The following is a 17,555-nucleotide window of genomic DNA, read 5'->3' as shown; positions in this document are numbered from 1 at the left end:
TTCACACTAGCGGGAGACAGCTCGTGCAGCGGCAGCTTGTTTCACCTTACGCATCAGCTGTATCCGCTCTTGTTTTGTTCCTGCCAATAGATACAAATAGCCCATGTAGAGAATAAAACCAACTCCACCAATACAAAAGAGCTCCCACCACGAGGTCACGTCATACACAGCCTGAATGCAAGCGCAGAAACCCCAAATGAATACAGCTCCTAATAGCGGAACGACTGTATGTTTGTAAAAGATGGTGCTTTTCTGTTTTGTGATTTTGGCCGTATAAAATGGGAGAAACACGATATTTTTCATCAATAAAACAATCGCTCCCGCTGATGCAATGCCGTATAAGCCAAGCTGAAGCAGCTGAGTCAATCCATAGGCAAAAAGCACATTGGAAGCGCCTAATATGAGCGTGACAACCGCTGGAACTTTAAATCGGTTAAAGGCTGGCGGCACATAGGTCAGCGGTAAAAACATCAATGTCAAACATAAATAAGCCGCATGAATCATGAGCAGCCATTTCAGTTCCTCAAAGGCTGGTCCAAGCCATAGCAGCATGAGCGGGCCGGCAAGACCTCCTAGAAGAGCCGCGGGAAATGCCACAAATAAACCACTCCACTTTATGGCTTTGGCAGCATATCGAATGAGTCCCTGCTCGTCTTGATTTGAATATAATTTCGTTATGGTCGGTGCAAACACAACTGCAAGTGTCCCTGCAAGTGTGCGTAATAATAATGGGAATTGTAAAATGGCGGCATACTGACCAGTCGCTTCTGCCCCAATCAGCAAGTTGGTCATCAATAAATCAATTTGTAAAAATAACAAAATCCCCATTTGCTCCAATGAATGCCATACCCCTGATCGCACAAGGGTGAGACTAGAAGATAAAGAGACATGCCGCCACTGAAACGAAAACCAAGGAATGAGTTTTTTAAAATAATAGATGCCGATTCCCATAGCCGCAAAGCTCCCAATCACGGCTGCAAGCGGAATATGCCAAATAGCGGGTGTCGTCACCGTAAACAAAAACACAATCACAAGCGCCCTGCAAAACATCTGGATGGCCTGTCCAACACTTGAAACATATAATTTATTCGCATAAAACGGCGCAGCCCCGATACCGGACATGACGAAATTGAGCATAAATAAAAGACCCCCTAACATAAAGGCGATCTGTGTGTCTTTTGCGAGATAAGCGGGCACATGAAGCCAGACAACGAGCTGATGAGACAATAAAACGCAAAGCAAAAAAAGACTGATGGATAAAAAAATAGAACTGACAAAATAGGAGGCGAGATAGCGCTGCGCTTGTTCCATCTCTCCTTTATGAGCCGCAACAGAAAAAAAACGCACAACCACAGCACTTAATGAAGCCGTAATAACCGATAAATAATTGATCATATTTTGCGTCAGATGAATCAGACCAAATGCTTCCACTCCAAGTGTATGAACAATGTAAGGCGTTAAACAAACAGACATCAGCATCATCATGATAAACGTGATGATATTCGCACTCACATTGTAAAGAAACGCACGGTTCATAGTGTCTTCACGCAGTGTTTAAGGGCCTTCATCCAGCTTCCTCTCCTTTTTCACCGCTTGTTTTCATATGCTGATGAATCGCCTTTTTCACTGCTTCCTCATTTGGTTCTTTCAAAAGGGTGACAAACGGAAGATGCGATACCCATTCATATCCTTCCATCACCTTATGATCAAAGGACCTGATGACAATACATGGTGTATGTGTAATCGCACAAAAGATCATGCCATGTAACCGGTCTGTCACGACGACTTGCGCCTGTCTTAACTGCGTCCACAAAGTGGATAATTCCTCTAAACGAGTCGTTCGATCCACTCGTTTTCCAATTGTCGTTGTGATAAACCCCACTTGATCATACGTGTCTTTGATATGCTGCTGTAATTGCTTTCGCTTCTCTTGGGTGAGATAGGCTTCCTTATCCTCACGCAGACAAAGCAGCACACCTTCACGTGCTTGCTTGTTCGATGATTCATCTAATGTCAGGACCATATCAGGCTGTTTCCATACCTCTTTATCAGGGAAATGCTGCTTCATCCATTCATAGGTGGTTTGATCTCTTGCCATCAGAAGGAGCCTTGGGTGTTGTTGATACGTTCGAATAGCGCGGCGTTCTTCTCTTTTCCCTCTTTTCGTTTCTGTAAAATGAACAGTAGCGGGAAGCTGAATCACAGGATAGGACTTGAAGGCGGTCATGATAAATTGTCTCGTCCATTCTTCATAGCGGTATAAATCCCCCATATTGCCCCCGCCGATAATGCAGACGATATCTTCAGGATGCCTCGCTTGCTTCAGCGGGCGTGCGAGACGATACAACTCCTGCATATCCACTTCAATGATGTGATAGTCTGGAAAATACTTTTGTAAAAAGCAGTAGCTCGCATAAGCAATGGCATGATCACCTAAATTGTCATGTGCGGGCAGCAAAGTGAGAATGATTTTCTTCTGATGGCTTAGCTCTGGGAGCCTTTGGCGGCTCAGTCTATACTCAAGCGGATACTTGACCTTTAAGAGCAACCACTCTGCGGCATGTGCTTTTAATTGCTGCAATGTCAACCCCATCACCCCGATTTTCTCGTTTGATATTCTATCCATTTTTGATAGCTTGAAGCAGCCGCAGAAAGCGGATAAATCCACTGCAGTTTCGCCAGGAATAAGATCATTCGCTTTCGCACAGTCAGCTTCGATGCCTCCACGTGCTTCACAGCATGCTGAAACGCCTCGTGTGTCACCATTTCCCGCATATGATCAAGCTTTTCTTGAAATGAAAGCGAATTTTGGCTCTTCCATTCATTGAGCATACAATGAAGCGTATGATTGACCATAAAAACATGAAAAGCCTTCTCATATGGTGTCAGCTCGTCATGCTCTTTTAAAAACAAGCGCTGCGTGTCATAAAATGCCAGTCCATGGTGAAAATATTGCTTTTGATACCGCTGTACAATGGATGATCGATGAACCCGGTAATAATAAAGCGGTTCATGAACAAAGGCCATGACACGTGATAAAGAAAAGCAGCGCAGCGTGACATACTGATCTTCAATATTCTCAAGCTCACCTCTCAGCGGAAAACGGATCTGATGTTCTTCGATAAAAGCACGCCGATACAGCTTATTCCATGAGAATCCAGTGATGTCTCCATGTAATAACGATTCTATTAAGCTGGCCCTCTCTGCTTTTTGATGGGCTAAAAGCGTCGTCGGTATGGTTCTGTTTGACTGCTCAAATTGAATCCAATATTCACTGACAACAAGATCTGCCCCGGTCATTTCGGCTTTTTCATACAAGGCTTCACAATAATGAGGAGCGAGCATATCATCTGAATCAATAAACGCGAGATACGTTCCTTTTGCTTCTTCTATGCCTCGGTTTCTCACTGCTCCTAGCCCTTGGTTCGCTTGGTGAATCACCCGAAATCGCTCATCACGCGCAGCAAACGCTTCAAGCAATTCCCCGCTATGATCCGTCGAGCCATCATTGATGAGAATGACCTCTATATTTGAAAAGCTTTGGTCTGCAATTGATTGGAGGCATTGCTCCACATATTGACTTGTATTATAGACTGCGACCAATAGACTGATAGCTGGCATTACCTTATGCCCCACCTTTCTTCAAATCTACTTTGTAAAAATCGTTCGATACGGTAAAACGGAAGAATCAAACGGCATTAGCATAATGCTGTACAAAATATAGCAAACGGCAATCCCAACATACATAAAGAAATTGGACCGCTGATCAAAAATGCGTGTGAAATATGGCAGTAAAATGAGCTGATACAGACCAAAGTAAATATGAAATCTTGCGTAAATGACATCCTTTGTTGCAAGGATGCCAAACAAGAATCCAAGCAAGCAAAAATTCACAATATAATCACTCTCCGGCGTCAGCTCACGAAGTCGTTTTCGATAAAAGAAAGCAAGCAAAAGCGGCAGAATCAGCACACCAATTTTCGTCACATTCATTCCATTTGTATTCGTTGTCAGCCATTCCTCGTAATGGCCGTAAGAGCTCCCTTGCAGCATCACAACAAATACTGAAACAAAGCGGTCATAAAGAGCCGTTAAACCTAAAAAAATCATACATAAAACAAGCATCATCCATGACCATGCCTTTGTTCTGACGATAAAATAAACGGGGATCATCATAAGTGCCGATGAATGAAACAACGAACACACAAGTACAAGCGGAAAATACAATTTCCACTCACCATTGATGACAAACCTGATGGCATAAAAAAGAATCGCCGCCACCATATACTGACGCATACCATTAAACGAAGCATAATAATGAAATGTGCCAAGGAAAAGCAGCATACTAAGCTCAAAGGGCCGTCCATATTGCATGAGCGTCTTGATGATAAAAAAATAAGTGATGCCCCCAACTGTGATATACATGATTTGCGGCTCATGTGAAAGCTGATTAAGCATCCATAAGATCAGCGTAAACCCCGGATCGGTTGCAGCCTTGTCTACGCCAAACCCAAATATATGCCAAGGCTTTTCATAATGAACGGCGTACTCATACATCTGCCCATAGGTCACAAAATCGGTTCCTACTTTGTACCTTATACCCGCTACAATACAAAGAAATAAAAACGGAAAAAACACCAGAAGCTTGTTTGGCCGCCAACCGCTTTGTATGGTATCATCACGCCTGCCATAAAATGCAGCAAAGCTCGACCATAAATAGACCATGATCATGTTCACCAAATAAACCGCCATCTGCCAATCCTTCCTTACAATCCATAGACATTCATCACACGAGTGATGTTCTGTTTCACATCAAATCCTCTTTGGCCAAGCTGAGAGGTAATGGTTTCTTGAAGAGGAGGTTCTTCGTGATACGCTTCAAGAATTGCTTTCATCCACTCATGTGCTGAATCGCGCAGTGATTGCCGTTTCACGAGCCCGCAGCCTAGATCGACTTCCTTTGTAATATGATCTGAGATCACACAAGGCAATCCAGATGCCTGCGCTTCCACTAATACGAGCGGGAGACCTTCAAACAAAGAAGGCATCACAAACACATCAAATGCTTTCATGTACTCCGGGACCTCCGATACAACACCCGTAAACACAATGTCTTCCGTTACCCCTGCTTTTTCCGCATACGATTCGACGACTTGTCTGAGCGGTCCATCCCCAACAAGAACAAGCTGAAATGAAACCCCTTGTTTCTTTAGAGTCTGCGCCAGTTCAATGAAAAAAACATGATTTTTTTGCTCATGAAATCGTCCAATATGACCAATCACCAGTTTCTTTTCGTCAAGATGGAGGTGTTTTTTCATCCCCACCTTTGCCTCTGGTTTCAACTGAAAAAAAAGGTCTAAATCAATTCCATTTGGTAAAATCACCACTCGCCGTTTTTGCATCTTCTTCTGTCCAAATAAAAAAACACCGGCATCTTCGCCGCAGGCAGCAAGCTGGGTAGAACATGCAAAGGTCAGCTGTCGAAAACCTTTGAACATCAAGTGATCAATCCAGCTTGGCGACTGTTTCCAAGCCGTATTATGTGAATGGCAAATGCGCACCTTCACACCTGCCAGTTTCGCAGCAAGGGCAGAAAAGCCAGTTTGAAAGTCCGTATGTGCATGCACCGCCTGATAAGGGCCGGTCTGCTTGATCGTCTTCGTCAACGTGTTCACAAAAGCCAAAGGAGAGGACGCTCCAATACTCGGGACATAAAAGATTCGTCCCCCAAGCTGACGAATTTCCTCATCATAATCGCAGTCGTCCTTGCGGTGGGTGATGAAATCGAATTGAAGAACATTCCTGTCGAGTGCACGATAGATATTCATGATCATCGTTTCTGCACCGCCTCTATTCATTCCGCCCACAACGTGCAGTACACGCTTTGGCTCACTCATCTCGGATCGTCCTCCTTTTCAACATCGACACCTCAAGCTTTCGCTGATGATAAAACCTCATGATCTTTGGTGACATACAGGCACGAACCACTGGCTTAAGAGCAAATAGATAATCAAACGGTGACAATTTTAATTGCCAGCATGCTTTTAAAACGAGCCAGGCATTATCCATAGAATATCGAAATTTTCGGCGCTGAAAGGCCGCTTCATCCTCTCTCACCATGTATAAGGGCTCCTGCAAATTAAAGCCTTTCCTCCCAGCAGCAAAAAAGCGAATCCAAAGATCGATATCTTCCATTCGCCTTGTTGTTTTCACAGAACGATATCCATTTAAAGCCTTGTAGGCTGAGGCCCTCATCATAATCGTCCCATGACAAAAAGGTGTTCCTCTTGCCAGCACCTTTCGATCAGGCTCTGAGGCAAGGGCACGAACACCCTTTGTTCCCGACTCGTCAAAAACTGTCATCGCCGTACCGGCCACATCATATTCAGGATGTGTATCGAGGAAATCAACCTGTTTTTCTAAACGAACAGGCACTGATACATCGTCGCCATCCTGCCTTGCAATGAGTTCTCCCGTCGCTTCAGTGAGACAGCGATTTAAACTGGCCGCAAGTCTTTGGTTCTGTTCATTTCGAATGAGGCGAATTCTTTCAGGATCTCTTTTTGTATAAGGAAGCACTTTTTCATAGGTGCCATCTGTTGATGCGTCATCACATATGATGAGCTCCCAGTTTTCATAGGTTTGATGAAGAATGGATTCAATGCTTTCTTCTACTGTCTCTTGGCAATTGTAGACGCCCATGATGATAGATACCTTCGGCTTACGCATGCTCACATCACCTTCTCTACTTGATCCATATAGGCTGTATAAATCTCTTCCATGGCACTTACCGTCTGCTCCTGTGCAAATGCGTGAGCCATGGAGCGTCCCGCTTTTCCCATAAGGGACAGCTGGTCCTTTTTATGATAAAGCTGCTGTAAATAACCAGCTAAAACATCTACATCCTGCGGTTTGATCAAAAAGCCATTCACCCCATGTTTGACTAGCTCACAGTGACCTCTATTTTCAGTGGCAATGACCGGCTTCTCAGCAGACATCGCTTCAAGAAGATTCATGCCGAGCCCTTCTCTTAGGCTGGTTGACACACATACATCACTCATGTGCATCCATTCCTCGATTTTTTGACAAAACCCAGCAAAATAAACATGCGGCTCAAGATTCAACTGCCGAACCAGCTTTTCATAGAACGGCCGGCTTGTCCCCTCTCCCGCAAACACAATCTTTACATTTGGTATATGCCCGTAAACTTGAGCACACGCTTTGATGAGCATCCCTTGATTTTTATTGTCATTTAATTCGCCAGCACACAGCACGATAAAATCTTGCGGGGTAAAGCCATATGCTGTTCGAAGGCGCTGCTTTTCTTTATCATCAACTGGTGCAAACCGCTTCATATCCACACCCATGCCGGGAACATAATGCACAGATACTTTCTCTTTTGACAGGCGATCGGCTCTTTTATAGTCTTCTCCATTAATGGTGATGAGCGCATCTGTATATGGAACGAGCCATCTTTCAATCGGATAATAAAACAGCCAGTTTTGAAGCGGAGCCCCCTTCCAAAAGTGAAAACCATGCGCCGTGTAAAGAACCTTCGTCCCTTTTTTGCGTGTACCTTTGGCAGCCAGCCTGCCAATGACACTTCCCATCGGCGTGTGACAATGAATGAAATGGTAATGCTCTTTCTCAAGCAGCTTTTTCAGCTCCACATAAGCAAGCCGGTTGCGCAAATGAAAAGGAGAGCGCTGAATCGGAATGGAATGCGCCTGATCCACGTGCGGCAGCTCCAGCTGGCCATTTGCCGCTGTATGCACTTCCCATCCTTGTTCCTGAAACCACCGAAAATACGGGAGATGGAATGCCTTAAAATGATAATCAACCGTTGCGCAAAACAAGACTTTTTTCTTCATTAGCAAGCGTCTCCTCCTCTCTTTGCACCGGTTCAGTCAACAAATCATGCGACTCAATGGCTGCAAATAATGCTTGTCTTAATTGATCTTCACTCATCATGTCAAATTCGTGAATAAAGCGGTTTAGCACATATGGGTCCCCATCCAGCGCATGGCCGATGTGGATTTTGGGGAAGATTTGCTTCTGTGCTTTTTCATGGTGGTTGAGTAACTCCTCGTACATTTTCTCTCCGGGACGAATGCCCGTAAACGTGATTGGAATTTGGTCTGTGGTGTAGCCTGAGAGGTGAATGAGGTTTTCTGCGAGATCGACAATTTTGACTGGCTCCCCCATATCTAAAACAAAGATCTGTCTGCCTTCTGCTAATGCACCTGCTTGGATGACTAGCCGTGATGCTTCCGGTATCGTCATAAAATATCTTGTCATAGCTGGGTGCGTGACTGTCACCGGCCCGCCTTTTTCAATTTGTTTTTTAAAGATCGGAATGACGCTCCCCCTGCTTCCGAGTACATTCCCAAATCGTACAGCCACGAATTTCGTGTTACTGCTTGCCCCCATTTGCATGATCAGCATTTCAGCAAACCGCTTTGTCGCTCCCATCACATTGGCAGGATTGACCGCTTTGTCTGAGGAAATGAGGACGAATGTTTCAACTCCGTGCTCATGTGCGGCTTCTGCGACATTTTTGGTTCCAATAATATTATTTTTCACCGCTTCTTTCGGACTGATTTCCATGAGCGGGACATGTTTATGTGCCGCAGCATGATAGATCATATCCGGCTGAAAATGACCCATGATTTCACTCATTTTCTGTTTATCTTGAATATCCGCAATTTGCGGATAGAGGCTGATGCTGTCTCCATATAATTCTTTCAGCTCAAGTAAAATAGAATGAATGCTAAATTCTCCATGTCCCACAAGCACAATGGCCCGAGGGGCAAACACACAAATTTGACGACAGATTTCTGATCCAATGGACCCACCTGCTCCTGTCACCATGATCGTTTTCCCCTTTAAATGTACAGATAGGCGGCTTGTATCTAATTGAATCGGCTCTCTTCCTAGCAAATCCTCTGGCTGTACATCCCGCAGCTGGTTCAGCGCATGGGTTCCTTTTAAGATCTGCTCCATTTCCGGCATAATCTGTGTTTTGACTCCAGTCGCTACACATTCCTTATAAAGCCCCTTTAAGGTGTGACTGCTTTTAGATGGAATGGCGATGATGATTTTTTGAATATCCATCATCACAACAGCTCTTTGAATATGTTCTTTCCCCCCAAGAACGGGCAGTCCCATGATTTCAAGCCTATGCTTTGTCTTGTCATCATCAATAAAAGCGACAGGCTCAATACGTACATCACTCGACTGTTGAAGCTGACGAACGATCATGGTCCCGGCTGATCCGGCGCCAACGATTAGTGCCCGCTCCTTTTCTTCCTGCAGCCGCTTTGCCCCATCATGAAATAGCCTGGATGCCATACGAGATGCTCCGATGAATAAAACATGGAAAAGCCAGACAATGAATAAAAACCGAAATGGCCATGTCTGCACAAAGAGGTACAGCACCGTCATTGAAAATAAAAAAGAGCACACAAAGGTCTTCATTAAAGAAAATAACTCCCTTACCCCTGTATATGCCCATACTTGTTTGTACACGTGAAAAATATACGAAAACAAATGGTGCCCAATGAGCAGACTAAGCGAAGAAATGACGAGCATTTCAAATGTATATACGGTTAACGCCGCCTCTTGGACAAATTGAAAGCCAAAAAAGACAGCAACTAAAATGAGATATGAATCTAGTGCTACGATGATTGATAATCTTTGGGCGTAAGTCAACGCTCCTCCCCCTTTTTAAAACATCACTATTCTTACGTACAATGGGCATCAAACCCGTCCTCACATCCCACTACCGATGACGAGCATCTAAGGCATAAGACATGCCCACAGCAGGATCGAGTGCCTCCGTTGTTAAAGATTAGGAGACATCACCTATCAATCTCTTTAATACATATAGTGCCTTCCCTTTTTCACTTTCTTTCCATTTAGCATCGCCCCAAGCAGTTTCCCTGTTGTTCCGTCTAATACTTCTTTTGCTTTTTTCACAGCGGCGATCTTTGTTTTACCGCTTAATACAACAAGAATACTTCCATCTGTCCGGTTCGCTAATATTTTGGCATCGGCTACAGGCAGAAGCGGCGTGGAATCAACGATCACCATGTCATACTGCTGCTCAATCTCATAAAATAGTTGCTTCATCACAGAGGAAGAAAGCAGTTCAGCTGGATTCGGCGGAATCGTCCCACTCGGAAGCAGCTCTAAATGCTCAATCGGAGTAGGCAAAATGGCTTCCTCCAAACTGCAATTATTTAATAGCACATTGGTCAATCCGGTGTGCGGGCTTAGATCAAAATATTCATGAATGGCTGGTTTACGTAAATCAGCATCCATGAGCAAAACCCGTTTTTTCTGCTGTGCAAAAACAGCTGCTAAGTTTGCAGCCGTAAATGATTTCCCTTCCTTCGGCAAGGAGGATGTCACCAATATCGACTTCAATCGGGTCTGAATGGATGTGAATTCGATGTTCGTTCGGATCGTTCGGAATTGTTCCGCAATGACAGAGTGAGGATTTAATACAGAAATACAGGATAAATCTCTCTTTTCTCGTTTTTTCCTCTTAAAAATCAATGTTCTGTCCTCCCGTTATGACGGACTGCTTGTCTTTTTTTGCCCTCCTGTCTGCTTGCATCTGATAGACACTGCCGAGCGACGGCAATCCGACCTCTTCTCTTATTTGATGTGTTCGTTTGACCGTATCATCGAGTAGATTCATTAAGAAAATGAGTGTCATTCCCCCTAATAAAGAGGCGCCTAGTGCCAAAACGATATGAACAAATTTACGTGAATTCACGAGAATCGTGTTGGACAGCTTGGCTTCAGACAAAACATTAATGCGATCCATATTCATGGTCTTTTTAATTTCTTCTTGCAGCACCTTTGTTGCCGTATTTGCAATCGCTACTGCCTTGGCGCGGTCCTCATCTTGTACAGAAATATTTATGACCTCAGACTCATTTTCTGTACTTGTGGCAATTTTGTGTTTTAATCCTTCAGCCGATTCTGTGAGATTGAGTGTTTCTTTTACTTTTTCAATGACGATTGGACTTTTTAATAGGACTTGAAAGGTACGTGTATATTGAAGGTTCATCTGAATATCGTTTAAATTCGCTTGTGCGTCACTGCTTCGTTTATGAACAAGAATTTGAGTTGTTGCCTGATATACAGGAGTCGAGACATAGAACTGATAGTAGGCTGAAATGCCCGTTACGATCAGGACAATCAGGATCAGAAGGGCCGTTTTCTCTTTAATGACAGAAAACAGCTGCTTAAAACCTATATTCTCATTCATAGATACCTCCCGATTTCATCATAAAAAGGTTATATATGGTTTCTTTTTGTTAATGATTGGATTATAAAAGATAATACCCGCAAAGAAAAATGTCATAATAGGTCTTATAGTTCTTTTTAAAGAACGAAATCGTTCGTTTTCTTTTGTTTACTTCCTGTTTCTTACGTTTTTGAATTTTATAAAGAACAATTTATTTCTTATAATGAACGAAAAGGTCGCAGAACTATTCGCCAGGGAGAAGGGAGATCATAAATCGAATGATAGGAAAGGTGATACGCATTTACCGAAAGAGGAAAGGATACTCGATCCATCAGCTAGCTGAAGATGCCCATGTCTCTAAATCGTATTTGAGTAAAATTGAGCGTGGTGTCCACCAGAATCCATCTGTGCAGTTTTTAAAAAAGGTATCCTCTTCACTAGACATTGATTTACAAGAGCTGTTTGATGCAGAGACAATGATGTTTCATGACTTTGAGGGTGGTGAACAGGAATGGCGGGAGCATATCGTGCATGCCGTCCAATCCGGCATGCCTAAAGAAGATCTGTATCAGCTGCTCCAAACCTTTCGAAAGGAGCAGGAAGAAAAGACATTACATGTTATCCATAGAAAGCTGACCGATTCGAATATCTCAGAATGGAAGCGTCTCATGAGTGAAGCAAAAGCTATCGGCCTAACCATCGAAGAAGTGAAAGCGTTTCTAACGAATATGGGAGAATACCGGGCGTAAGCCTTTGAGAAAGGACCAATTTGCGGGGAGAGGCGTTTGATGCCTCGATGAAATAGAGCCTTTTTTCATGAAAAGGCTCTTAGATTGTTGACAAAGGGCTAAAATGATCTTTATTTTAGCCCTTTGTCTTCTTTTCAGCGTGACATGAAAACCTTTGCAGTCTAGGAAGGACGAGTACCGGCGCGGAGCGAATTTAAGATTCGTGAGCACCGGCACGCAGGACTGACAAAGAATGCGAGGGTTTGTCTACACGCTGAGAGCCTTTTTTCATGAAAAGGCTCTGTTTTCTCTTATTCTTCTTTTTTCGTTCGGGCTTTTTTCGTAATGTCATTGTTTTTCCAATAGGCCCATAGTGATGTCACTCCTAGAAAGGCTAACGAAATGAATTGCTGCACGCCTTCTTCATCAATCGGAATCGGGCTTTTTCCAGCTGCGGTGAGAGAACTGTTCACAAGCGCCAATAAAAGCAACACAAGCCTTGTAATCGTACCTGCACTAATTTTTTGAACCTTCAACTATATACCCTCCCTTTTCCCTTCACGCGGGCGGTACTGCTCGTTCCCTCTCATATGTATGCAAGAAACGAATGAATAGAAGAAAGGATCAAAAAAAGACATCATTCTTATGTGTAGAATGATGTCTTAGATTGTTGACAAAGGGCTAAAATGACTTTATTTTAGTCCTTTGTCTTCTTTTCAGCGTGACCTGAAAACCTTTGCAGTCTAGGAAGGACGAGTACCGGCGCGGAGCGAATTTGACATTCGTGAGCACCGGCACGCAGGACTGACAAAGAATGCGAGGGTTTGTCTACACGCTGAGACATCATTCCTATGTGTGGAATGATGTCTTGATTCATATGCTTCTTATTTAGAAAACATCTCTTTTACTTCATCCATTGCCATTTTATTTCCTAGTGCTGAGTAATCGAGCCATGGCTGATCTGCAATTGGATACACCTGGTTTTTCTTCACGGCTTTTAGGCCTTTCCAAATCGGAGTCTGTTCTAACTGTTTGAATGCCTGCTGCGCCTTGTCATCACGGTTAACGACGACGAAAATAGCATCTGCATCAAAGTCAGGAAGAACCTCTTGGGAAATCACTTCAAAAGGTCGTTTGCTGTTCAGTTTTTTCACACCATTTGCAGGGGTCAGTCCTAAATCTTCGTATAAAATAGGGCCCATCGGACGCTTCATACTAAATACTCGAAGCTCTTTTGCTGTTACACGAATCGCCATCACTTTTCCATGTCCAATCTTTTTCTGGATAAGTGCTTTGACTTCTTTTGCTTCTTGATTGTAGTCCTTGATATATTGATCCGCTTCTTTTTCCTTATTGACGAGCTTGCCGATTTTTTTCAAATGATCACGCCATGTGCCATCATTTAAATGAAACACTTCTGTTTTGGCAATCTTCTTGTATTTCGATAAGTCTTGACCAGCCAGCTCTTCATCAACATAGATGACATCTGGTTTTAAAGCAAGCAGGGACTCCATATCTGGATCAGCTGCAATGCCAAGCTTTTTCGTATGGCTCAGCTGTTTTTTCGCATGTGGAAGGAAATCTTTTAAGTCTCCCCCTACGACAGAGCCCGCAGGCTTGATTCCAAGTGCTAATAAGTCATTTGTTAAATGAATGGACAAGGAAGCGATCTTAGGTGTTCCGTTATCATCTTGATTTGTCGTATTCTTTGTTTCCTGTTGACCGCAAGCGGCAAGAATCAAGAAACAAAGCGTTAAAGCAAAAACAAGTAATTTTTTCATGATGAGTTCCTCTTTCTTATTTTGTTTTTGTTAATAAATATAGAAAATAAGGGGCTCCGATAAAAGCCACAACCACACCCGCAGGGATGGCATTTGGGGCAAATATGGACCGTCCAATTGTATCGGCACTAACCAAAATCAAAAGGCCAAGTAAGGCACTAACCGGTAAAAAATATTGGTGCAGTGACCCGGCAAGCCGTCTCGCCAAATGAGGCGCAACAAGTCCAATAAAACCAATACCACCTGTCATTGACACACTTGCACTAGCTAGGCCAACCGCTAAAGTGAGCAGCAAAAGGCGTTTTCGCTGCACACGTACACCTACACTTGAGGCGACAGCATCTCCTAACGTTAATGCATTAAGTGTGCTTGACTGCATCAGCGTAAGCGGCACAAGGCAGACAATCCAAGGCAGGAGCGCAAGCACATGAATCCAGTCTCTTCCCCATACGTTGCCGACGAGCCACCTTGAAGCAAATGTGTATGTATCTTCATCAAGCTTCAATGACAAATATAAGGTCAATGCACTAAACCCTGCAGCAACAGCAATTCCTACAAGGATCAGCCGGATAGGAACCAGTCCTTCATGCCTGTCATAGGCAAGGAGCACGATGATGGCCGCCGCAAGGAGTCCTCCGCCAAATGTAAAGAGCGGGATGAGTAAAGATGGGTGACCTTCTAGTGCGTGAAAATACGTAACAAACAGAATTAAGCCAAATGCGGCTCCTGCATTCAGTCCAATAATTCCGGGATCGGCCAGTGGATTGCGGGATAAATTCTGCAAGATGCCACCTGCGACACCTAGTCCAATTCCAGCTAATATCGTCACGACGATACGAGGCAGACGATAGTCAAACAGCACCGTCTCACTTTGAAAATCCCCAAAGCCAAATAACGTTTTAACGACAACGACGGGACTAAGTTTCAGCGTGCCGGTATTTAAACTATACAGCACCACAGCTGCACTCAGGCAAAGCAGAACCGCTGTCACGACAAGAGCTCGCTGCTTCTCTCTCATGACAAGTTCCTCCCTTCTTTTCTGGCAATATATAAGAAGAAAGGAACACCGACAAGTGCTACCATGACGCCAATGGCAAGCTCTCTTGGCGGATTCACTGTACGGCTGGCCAGGTCAGCACAGACGAGCAGCACTGCGCCTAAAATCGCTGACATTGGAATGACGAAGCGATAGTTGATCCCAACCAGCTTTCGTGCAATATGTGGAATCACAAGCCCGACAAACCCAATGGACCCAACCGCTGATACAGACACGCCTGCCAGCAAGACAGCGGCTGCCATTCCTAGTATTCGCACTCGCCTGATTTTCACCCCTAAATTAGCGGCTACATCTTCACCGAGCGATAGTAACGAAAGTGACCGCCCTAATAACATCGCCCATCCGATAACAATGAGAATGACTGGAGCAAGGATCGTCAGCTGCGGCCATTTCACACCAGCCACACCCCCTGCGTACCAAAAAGCCAGATCCTGACTGAGATCAAAATAAATGGCGATACCAGAGCTGAGCGCATGAAGCAATGCAGCCACAACGGCTCCTGCAATCGTCAGCCGAAGCGGGGTCAGCATACCACCAGCTGCCCCAATGGCAAAGATCAGAAGCGTACTAAGCACAGCACCAAAAAAAGAAAAAAACATCAGTGCTGAATATGGTATTCCTGGAAAAAAAGCAAAACAGAGAGCGACAACAAACATCGCACCGCCGTTAATGCCCAATATTCCAGCATCCGCCAGCGGATTTCTCGTGATGCCTTGCATGAGAGCACCTGCGACAGCAAACGCCGCTCCAACAAGTGCTGCCCCTAGAACACGCGGGAGCCTTAATTCATGGATGATCTGCTGCTCTGTCACATCTGACTGATAGTCGAACACAGCTGTCCAGACCGTTTGCAAAGACAATGTCTTGGCACCGTATGAAACAGCCAAAAACATAGCAGCCACCAAACCAATGACTGCGAGAAAAAATAATAAAAAGAACAGAATAGGTGATGAGCGTTTGTGTTGAGGGGTTCGCTGATTCTGCAAAATCGGTGTCATCCTTTTCTTCATTTAAAATCAGTTTTGAAAATGAGAATCATAATCATCAAAATTATAGCCGTAAGCCTATGAAAAAGCAATGTACAGCTTATTTTTTAATGATTGAAGATATGTTGCTTTAGCAGTCATGCGCCACGATGTTTTTCAATCTGAAAGACCTATCATTTTTTCTGATAGTTTAATAGGAAATAAGTTGACATTCCACATGAACATCCCCTAAAATTACAAAAGTGAGTCAATTGTTATAGAAATATTACAAACAGATGTCAAACGAATAAAGAATGACCCGTCATGAGAGGAGAATTGAAAGTTGTGTCAGTAAAGGGAAAATGGAGTATCATCCTATTTGCGCTTGCCATCGTCATTGGAGCAGTTGCTTTCTTTCAAAATCAGCAAGCAAGCGGTACAGAAAAGAAAAATGTGAAGCAGGATACGAATTATAAAAATGTCGAAATTGTGACCCTTGTAAATGACGGGAAATTTATGAGATATGCAGTCAACTATCCTCTTTTTCATCAAAAAAAGCTAGATGACAAGATTCAAAGCTATGCAAATTCAGCATTAGAGCATTTCAAGAAGACATTCAGTGAAGCAAAGGACGTCGATGAAAACAAACGATTTGAATTGAATATTGATTATGACATGGTGCACTATGCGAAACAATCTGCTGCCATTCATTTTACGACCTATACTTATACAGGGCAGCAAAATGGGACCACTCATCATGTAACGATCAATTTCGATTTTCAGAAAAAAGACTTTCTTAACACAAAAGATTTATTTCAGCCAAAAAAGGACTATTTGAAAAAATTATCCTATATTACATACTTGGAGCTAAAAAAGGATAAAACCTTATCTAAGAATCTATCTCTCCTTCAAAAAGGAACTGCCCCTACTGATCAAAACTTCAGTCAATTTGCCTTGAAAGAGAACTATGTGGAGTTTTATTTCCCAGCTTCCCAAGTAGCCGCAAAAGATCTAGGACCGCAAACGCTCGCGATCAAAAAGACGCTGCTAAAAGACATATTGAAGCCGGAATATATGAATAAGATCAAAAATCAGAATGAAATCAAAGAACCGAATCCAAAAAGAAAAGCCGTGAAGCTGCCGCAAAAGTCAAAGCTTGATCCCAATCAAAAAGCCATCGCACTCACATTTGATGATGGCCCAAATCCTGCAACAACTTCAAAAATCTTAGAAGCACTGAAGAAAAATAAAGGACACGCTACCTTTTTCGTCTTAGGCAGCAGGGTGCAATATTATCCTTTGATGCTTGCCGACATTTTAAAAGGCGGAAATGAGATCGGAAACCATTCTTATAACCATCCTTTGTTAACAAGGCTGCCTCTAAAGCAAGCGGTGAAACAAGTGAAAGATACGCAGCAGATGATTGAGAAAGCCAGCGGTTATACACCTACACACTTTAGACCGCCATATGGTGGAACAAACCTTCATATCAATCGGGCGATTGATATGAAGGTTTCTTTATGGGACGTTGACCCTGAAGACTGGAAAATTCGTAACAGCCAGCAGATCACAAGCCATGTTCTCTCACATGCAGCAGATGGCCGAACTGTGCTCATGCACGATATTTATGACAGCTCCGCTCGAGCAGCAGTGAACATCATCCATGAACTCACGAAACAGGGCTACCAGCTTGTCACAGTCAATGAACTTGAACAATTAAAAAAAGAACGAAACGAAAAGGCCCCTGTGAAGTAAACACAAGGG

Annotated in this window: 16 protein-coding genes; 2 read left to right on the top strand and 14 right to left on the bottom strand. The window is 43.6% G+C overall.

The features are described 5' to 3' along the window. Window positions 1–6 precede the first annotated feature (6 nt). From GPA07_RS04140 to GPA07_RS04095, 10 genes are all read right to left on the bottom strand, one after another. Window positions 7–1,536: an MATE family efflux transporter gene (locus GPA07_RS04140; protein WP_157292072.1), complete on the bottom strand. Its 1,530-nt coding sequence runs from the start codon at window positions 1,534–1,536 to the stop codon at window positions 7–9. Window positions 1,537–1,564: 28 nt separating this feature from the next. Next, window positions 1,565–2,593: a polysaccharide pyruvyl transferase family protein gene (locus tag GPA07_RS04135; protein ID WP_157292071.1), complete on the bottom strand. Its 1,029-nt coding sequence runs from the start codon at window positions 2,591–2,593 to the stop codon at window positions 1,565–1,567. Beyond that, window positions 2,593–3,621 (bottom strand): glycosyltransferase family 2 protein, encoded by a 1,029-nt coding sequence (locus GPA07_RS04130; RefSeq protein WP_071168536.1) that lies wholly within the window; start codon window positions 3,619–3,621, stop codon window positions 2,593–2,595. The genes GPA07_RS04135 and GPA07_RS04130 overlap by 1 nt, the downstream gene beginning before the upstream one ends. Before the next feature lie 27 nt (window positions 3,622–3,648). Further along, a complete protein-coding gene (locus tag GPA07_RS04125) occupies window positions 3,649–4,752 on the bottom strand; it encodes an EpsG family protein (protein WP_157292070.1) in 1,104 nt (367 codons plus the stop codon). Window positions 4,753–4,766: 14 nt separating this feature from the next. Then, window positions 4,767–5,897, bottom strand: a complete 1,131-nt coding sequence (locus GPA07_RS04120; protein ID WP_157292069.1) for a glycosyltransferase family 1 protein — start codon at window positions 5,895–5,897, stop codon at window positions 4,767–4,769. Then, window positions 5,890–6,729: a glycosyltransferase EpsE gene (locus GPA07_RS04115; RefSeq protein WP_008361207.1), complete on the bottom strand. Its 840-nt coding sequence runs from the start codon at window positions 6,727–6,729 to the stop codon at window positions 5,890–5,892. Before GPA07_RS04115 ends, GPA07_RS04120 begins: the two co-directional genes overlap by 8 nt. Before the next feature lie 2 nt (window positions 6,730–6,731). Further along, complete coding sequence (locus GPA07_RS04110; protein ID WP_071168535.1) at window positions 6,732–7,871, bottom strand: glycosyltransferase family 4 protein; 1,140 nt, start codon at window positions 7,869–7,871, stop codon at window positions 6,732–6,734. Next, window positions 7,837–9,711 carry a polysaccharide biosynthesis protein gene (locus tag GPA07_RS04105; protein WP_008361202.1) on the bottom strand — a complete coding sequence of 625 codons (1,875 nt, stop codon included), beginning with the start codon at window positions 9,709–9,711 and terminating at the stop codon, window positions 7,837–7,839. The genes GPA07_RS04110 and GPA07_RS04105 overlap by 35 nt, the downstream gene beginning before the upstream one ends. Before the next feature lie 165 nt (window positions 9,712–9,876). Beyond that, window positions 9,877–10,560 carry a CpsD/CapB family tyrosine-protein kinase gene (locus GPA07_RS04100; protein WP_008361201.1) on the bottom strand — a complete coding sequence of 228 codons (684 nt, stop codon included), beginning with the start codon at window positions 10,558–10,560 and terminating at the stop codon, window positions 9,877–9,879. Continuing rightward, window positions 10,550–11,281, bottom strand: coding sequence for a YveK family protein (locus GPA07_RS04095; protein WP_157292068.1), 732 nt, complete (start codon window positions 11,279–11,281; stop codon window positions 10,550–10,552). The genes GPA07_RS04100 and GPA07_RS04095 overlap by 11 nt, the downstream gene beginning before the upstream one ends. A 257-nt stretch (window positions 11,282–11,538) precedes the next feature. On the opposite strand from GPA07_RS04095, the gene slrR reads away from it, so the two are divergent. Then, complete coding sequence (gene slrR, locus GPA07_RS04090) at window positions 11,539–12,009, top strand: HTH-type transcriptional regulator SlrR (RefSeq protein WP_008361196.1); 471 nt, start codon at window positions 11,539–11,541, stop codon at window positions 12,007–12,009. A 290-nt stretch (window positions 12,010–12,299) separates the two neighbouring features. Here slrR and GPA07_RS04085 read toward each other — a convergent pair whose 3' ends face one another. From GPA07_RS04085 to GPA07_RS04070, 4 genes are all read right to left on the bottom strand, one after another. Continuing rightward, on the bottom strand, window positions 12,300–12,524 hold the full coding sequence (locus tag GPA07_RS04085; RefSeq protein ID WP_071168531.1) for a phage holin: 225 nt from the start codon (window positions 12,522–12,524) through the stop codon (window positions 12,300–12,302). A gap of 348 nt (window positions 12,525–12,872) precedes the next feature. Next, window positions 12,873–13,772 (bottom strand): iron-hydroxamate ABC transporter substrate-binding protein, encoded by a 900-nt coding sequence (locus GPA07_RS04080; protein WP_034739953.1) that lies wholly within the window; start codon window positions 13,770–13,772, stop codon window positions 12,873–12,875. A 13-nt stretch (window positions 13,773–13,785) separates the two neighbouring features. Then, entirely contained in the window at window positions 13,786–14,787 is a 1,002-nt protein-coding gene (locus GPA07_RS04075) for a FecCD family ABC transporter permease (RefSeq protein ID WP_157292067.1), read from the bottom strand. After that, complete coding sequence (locus GPA07_RS04070) at window positions 14,784–15,719, bottom strand: FecCD family ABC transporter permease (protein ID WP_232532143.1); 936 nt, start codon at window positions 15,717–15,719, stop codon at window positions 14,784–14,786. Before GPA07_RS04070 ends, GPA07_RS04075 begins: the two co-directional genes overlap by 4 nt. A 417-nt stretch (window positions 15,720–16,136) precedes the next feature. Here GPA07_RS04070 and GPA07_RS04065 point away from each other — a divergent pair, with 417 nt between their 5' ends. After that, window positions 16,137–17,546 (top strand): polysaccharide deacetylase family protein, encoded by a 1,410-nt coding sequence (locus tag GPA07_RS04065; RefSeq protein ID WP_157292065.1) that lies wholly within the window; start codon window positions 16,137–16,139, stop codon window positions 17,544–17,546. The last annotated feature ends 9 nt before the right edge of the window (window positions 17,547–17,555 follow it).

This window comes from Bacillus sp. ms-22, assembly GCF_009759805.1.
GTDB classification, from domain to species: domain Bacteria; phylum Bacillota; class Bacilli; order Bacillales; family Bacillaceae; genus Bacillus; species Bacillus xiamenensis.
Note: the sequence above shows the minus strand (reverse complement) of the source record. Positions and strands in the feature narration are given on the sequence as shown.

What these genes read in the sequence shown, in the direction of transcription:
- GPA07_RS04140 (WP_157292072.1), bottom strand. Translation starts at nt 1,536, where the DNA reads ATGAACCGTGCGTTTCTTTACAATGTGAGTGCGAATATCATCACGTTT.
- GPA07_RS04135 (WP_157292071.1), bottom strand. Translation starts at nt 2,593, where the DNA reads ATGGGGTTGACATTGCAGCAATTAAAAGCACATGCCGCAGAGTGGTTG.
- GPA07_RS04130 (WP_071168536.1), bottom strand. Translation starts at nt 3,621, where the DNA reads ATGCCAGCTATCAGTCTATTGGTCGCAGTCTATAATACAAGTCAATAT.
- GPA07_RS04125 (WP_157292070.1), bottom strand. Translation starts at nt 4,752, where the DNA reads ATGGCGGTTTATTTGGTGAACATGATCATGGTCTATTTATGGTCGAGC.
- GPA07_RS04120 (WP_157292069.1), bottom strand. Translation starts at nt 5,897, where the DNA reads ATGAGTGAGCCAAAGCGTGTACTGCACGTTGTGGGCGGAATGAATAGA.
- GPA07_RS04115 (WP_008361207.1), bottom strand. Translation starts at nt 6,729, where the DNA reads ATGCGTAAGCCGAAGGTATCTATCATCATGGGCGTCTACAATTGCCAA.
- GPA07_RS04110 (WP_071168535.1), bottom strand. Translation starts at nt 7,871, where the DNA reads ATGAAGAAAAAAGTCTTGTTTTGCGCAACGGTTGATTATCATTTTAAG.
- GPA07_RS04095 (WP_157292068.1), bottom strand. Translation starts at nt 11,281, where the DNA reads ATGAATGAGAATATAGGTTTTAAGCAGCTGTTTTCTGTCATTAAAGAG.
- slrR (WP_008361196.1), top strand. Translation starts at nt 11,539, where the DNA reads ATGATAGGAAAGGTGATACGCATTTACCGAAAGAGGAAAGGATACTCG.
- GPA07_RS04075 (WP_157292067.1), bottom strand. Translation starts at nt 14,787, where the DNA reads ATGAGAGAGAAGCAGCGAGCTCTTGTCGTGACAGCGGTTCTGCTTTGC.
- GPA07_RS04070 (WP_232532143.1), bottom strand. Translation starts at nt 15,719, where the DNA reads ATGTTTTTGGCTGTTTCATACGGTGCCAAGACATTGTCTTTGCAAACG.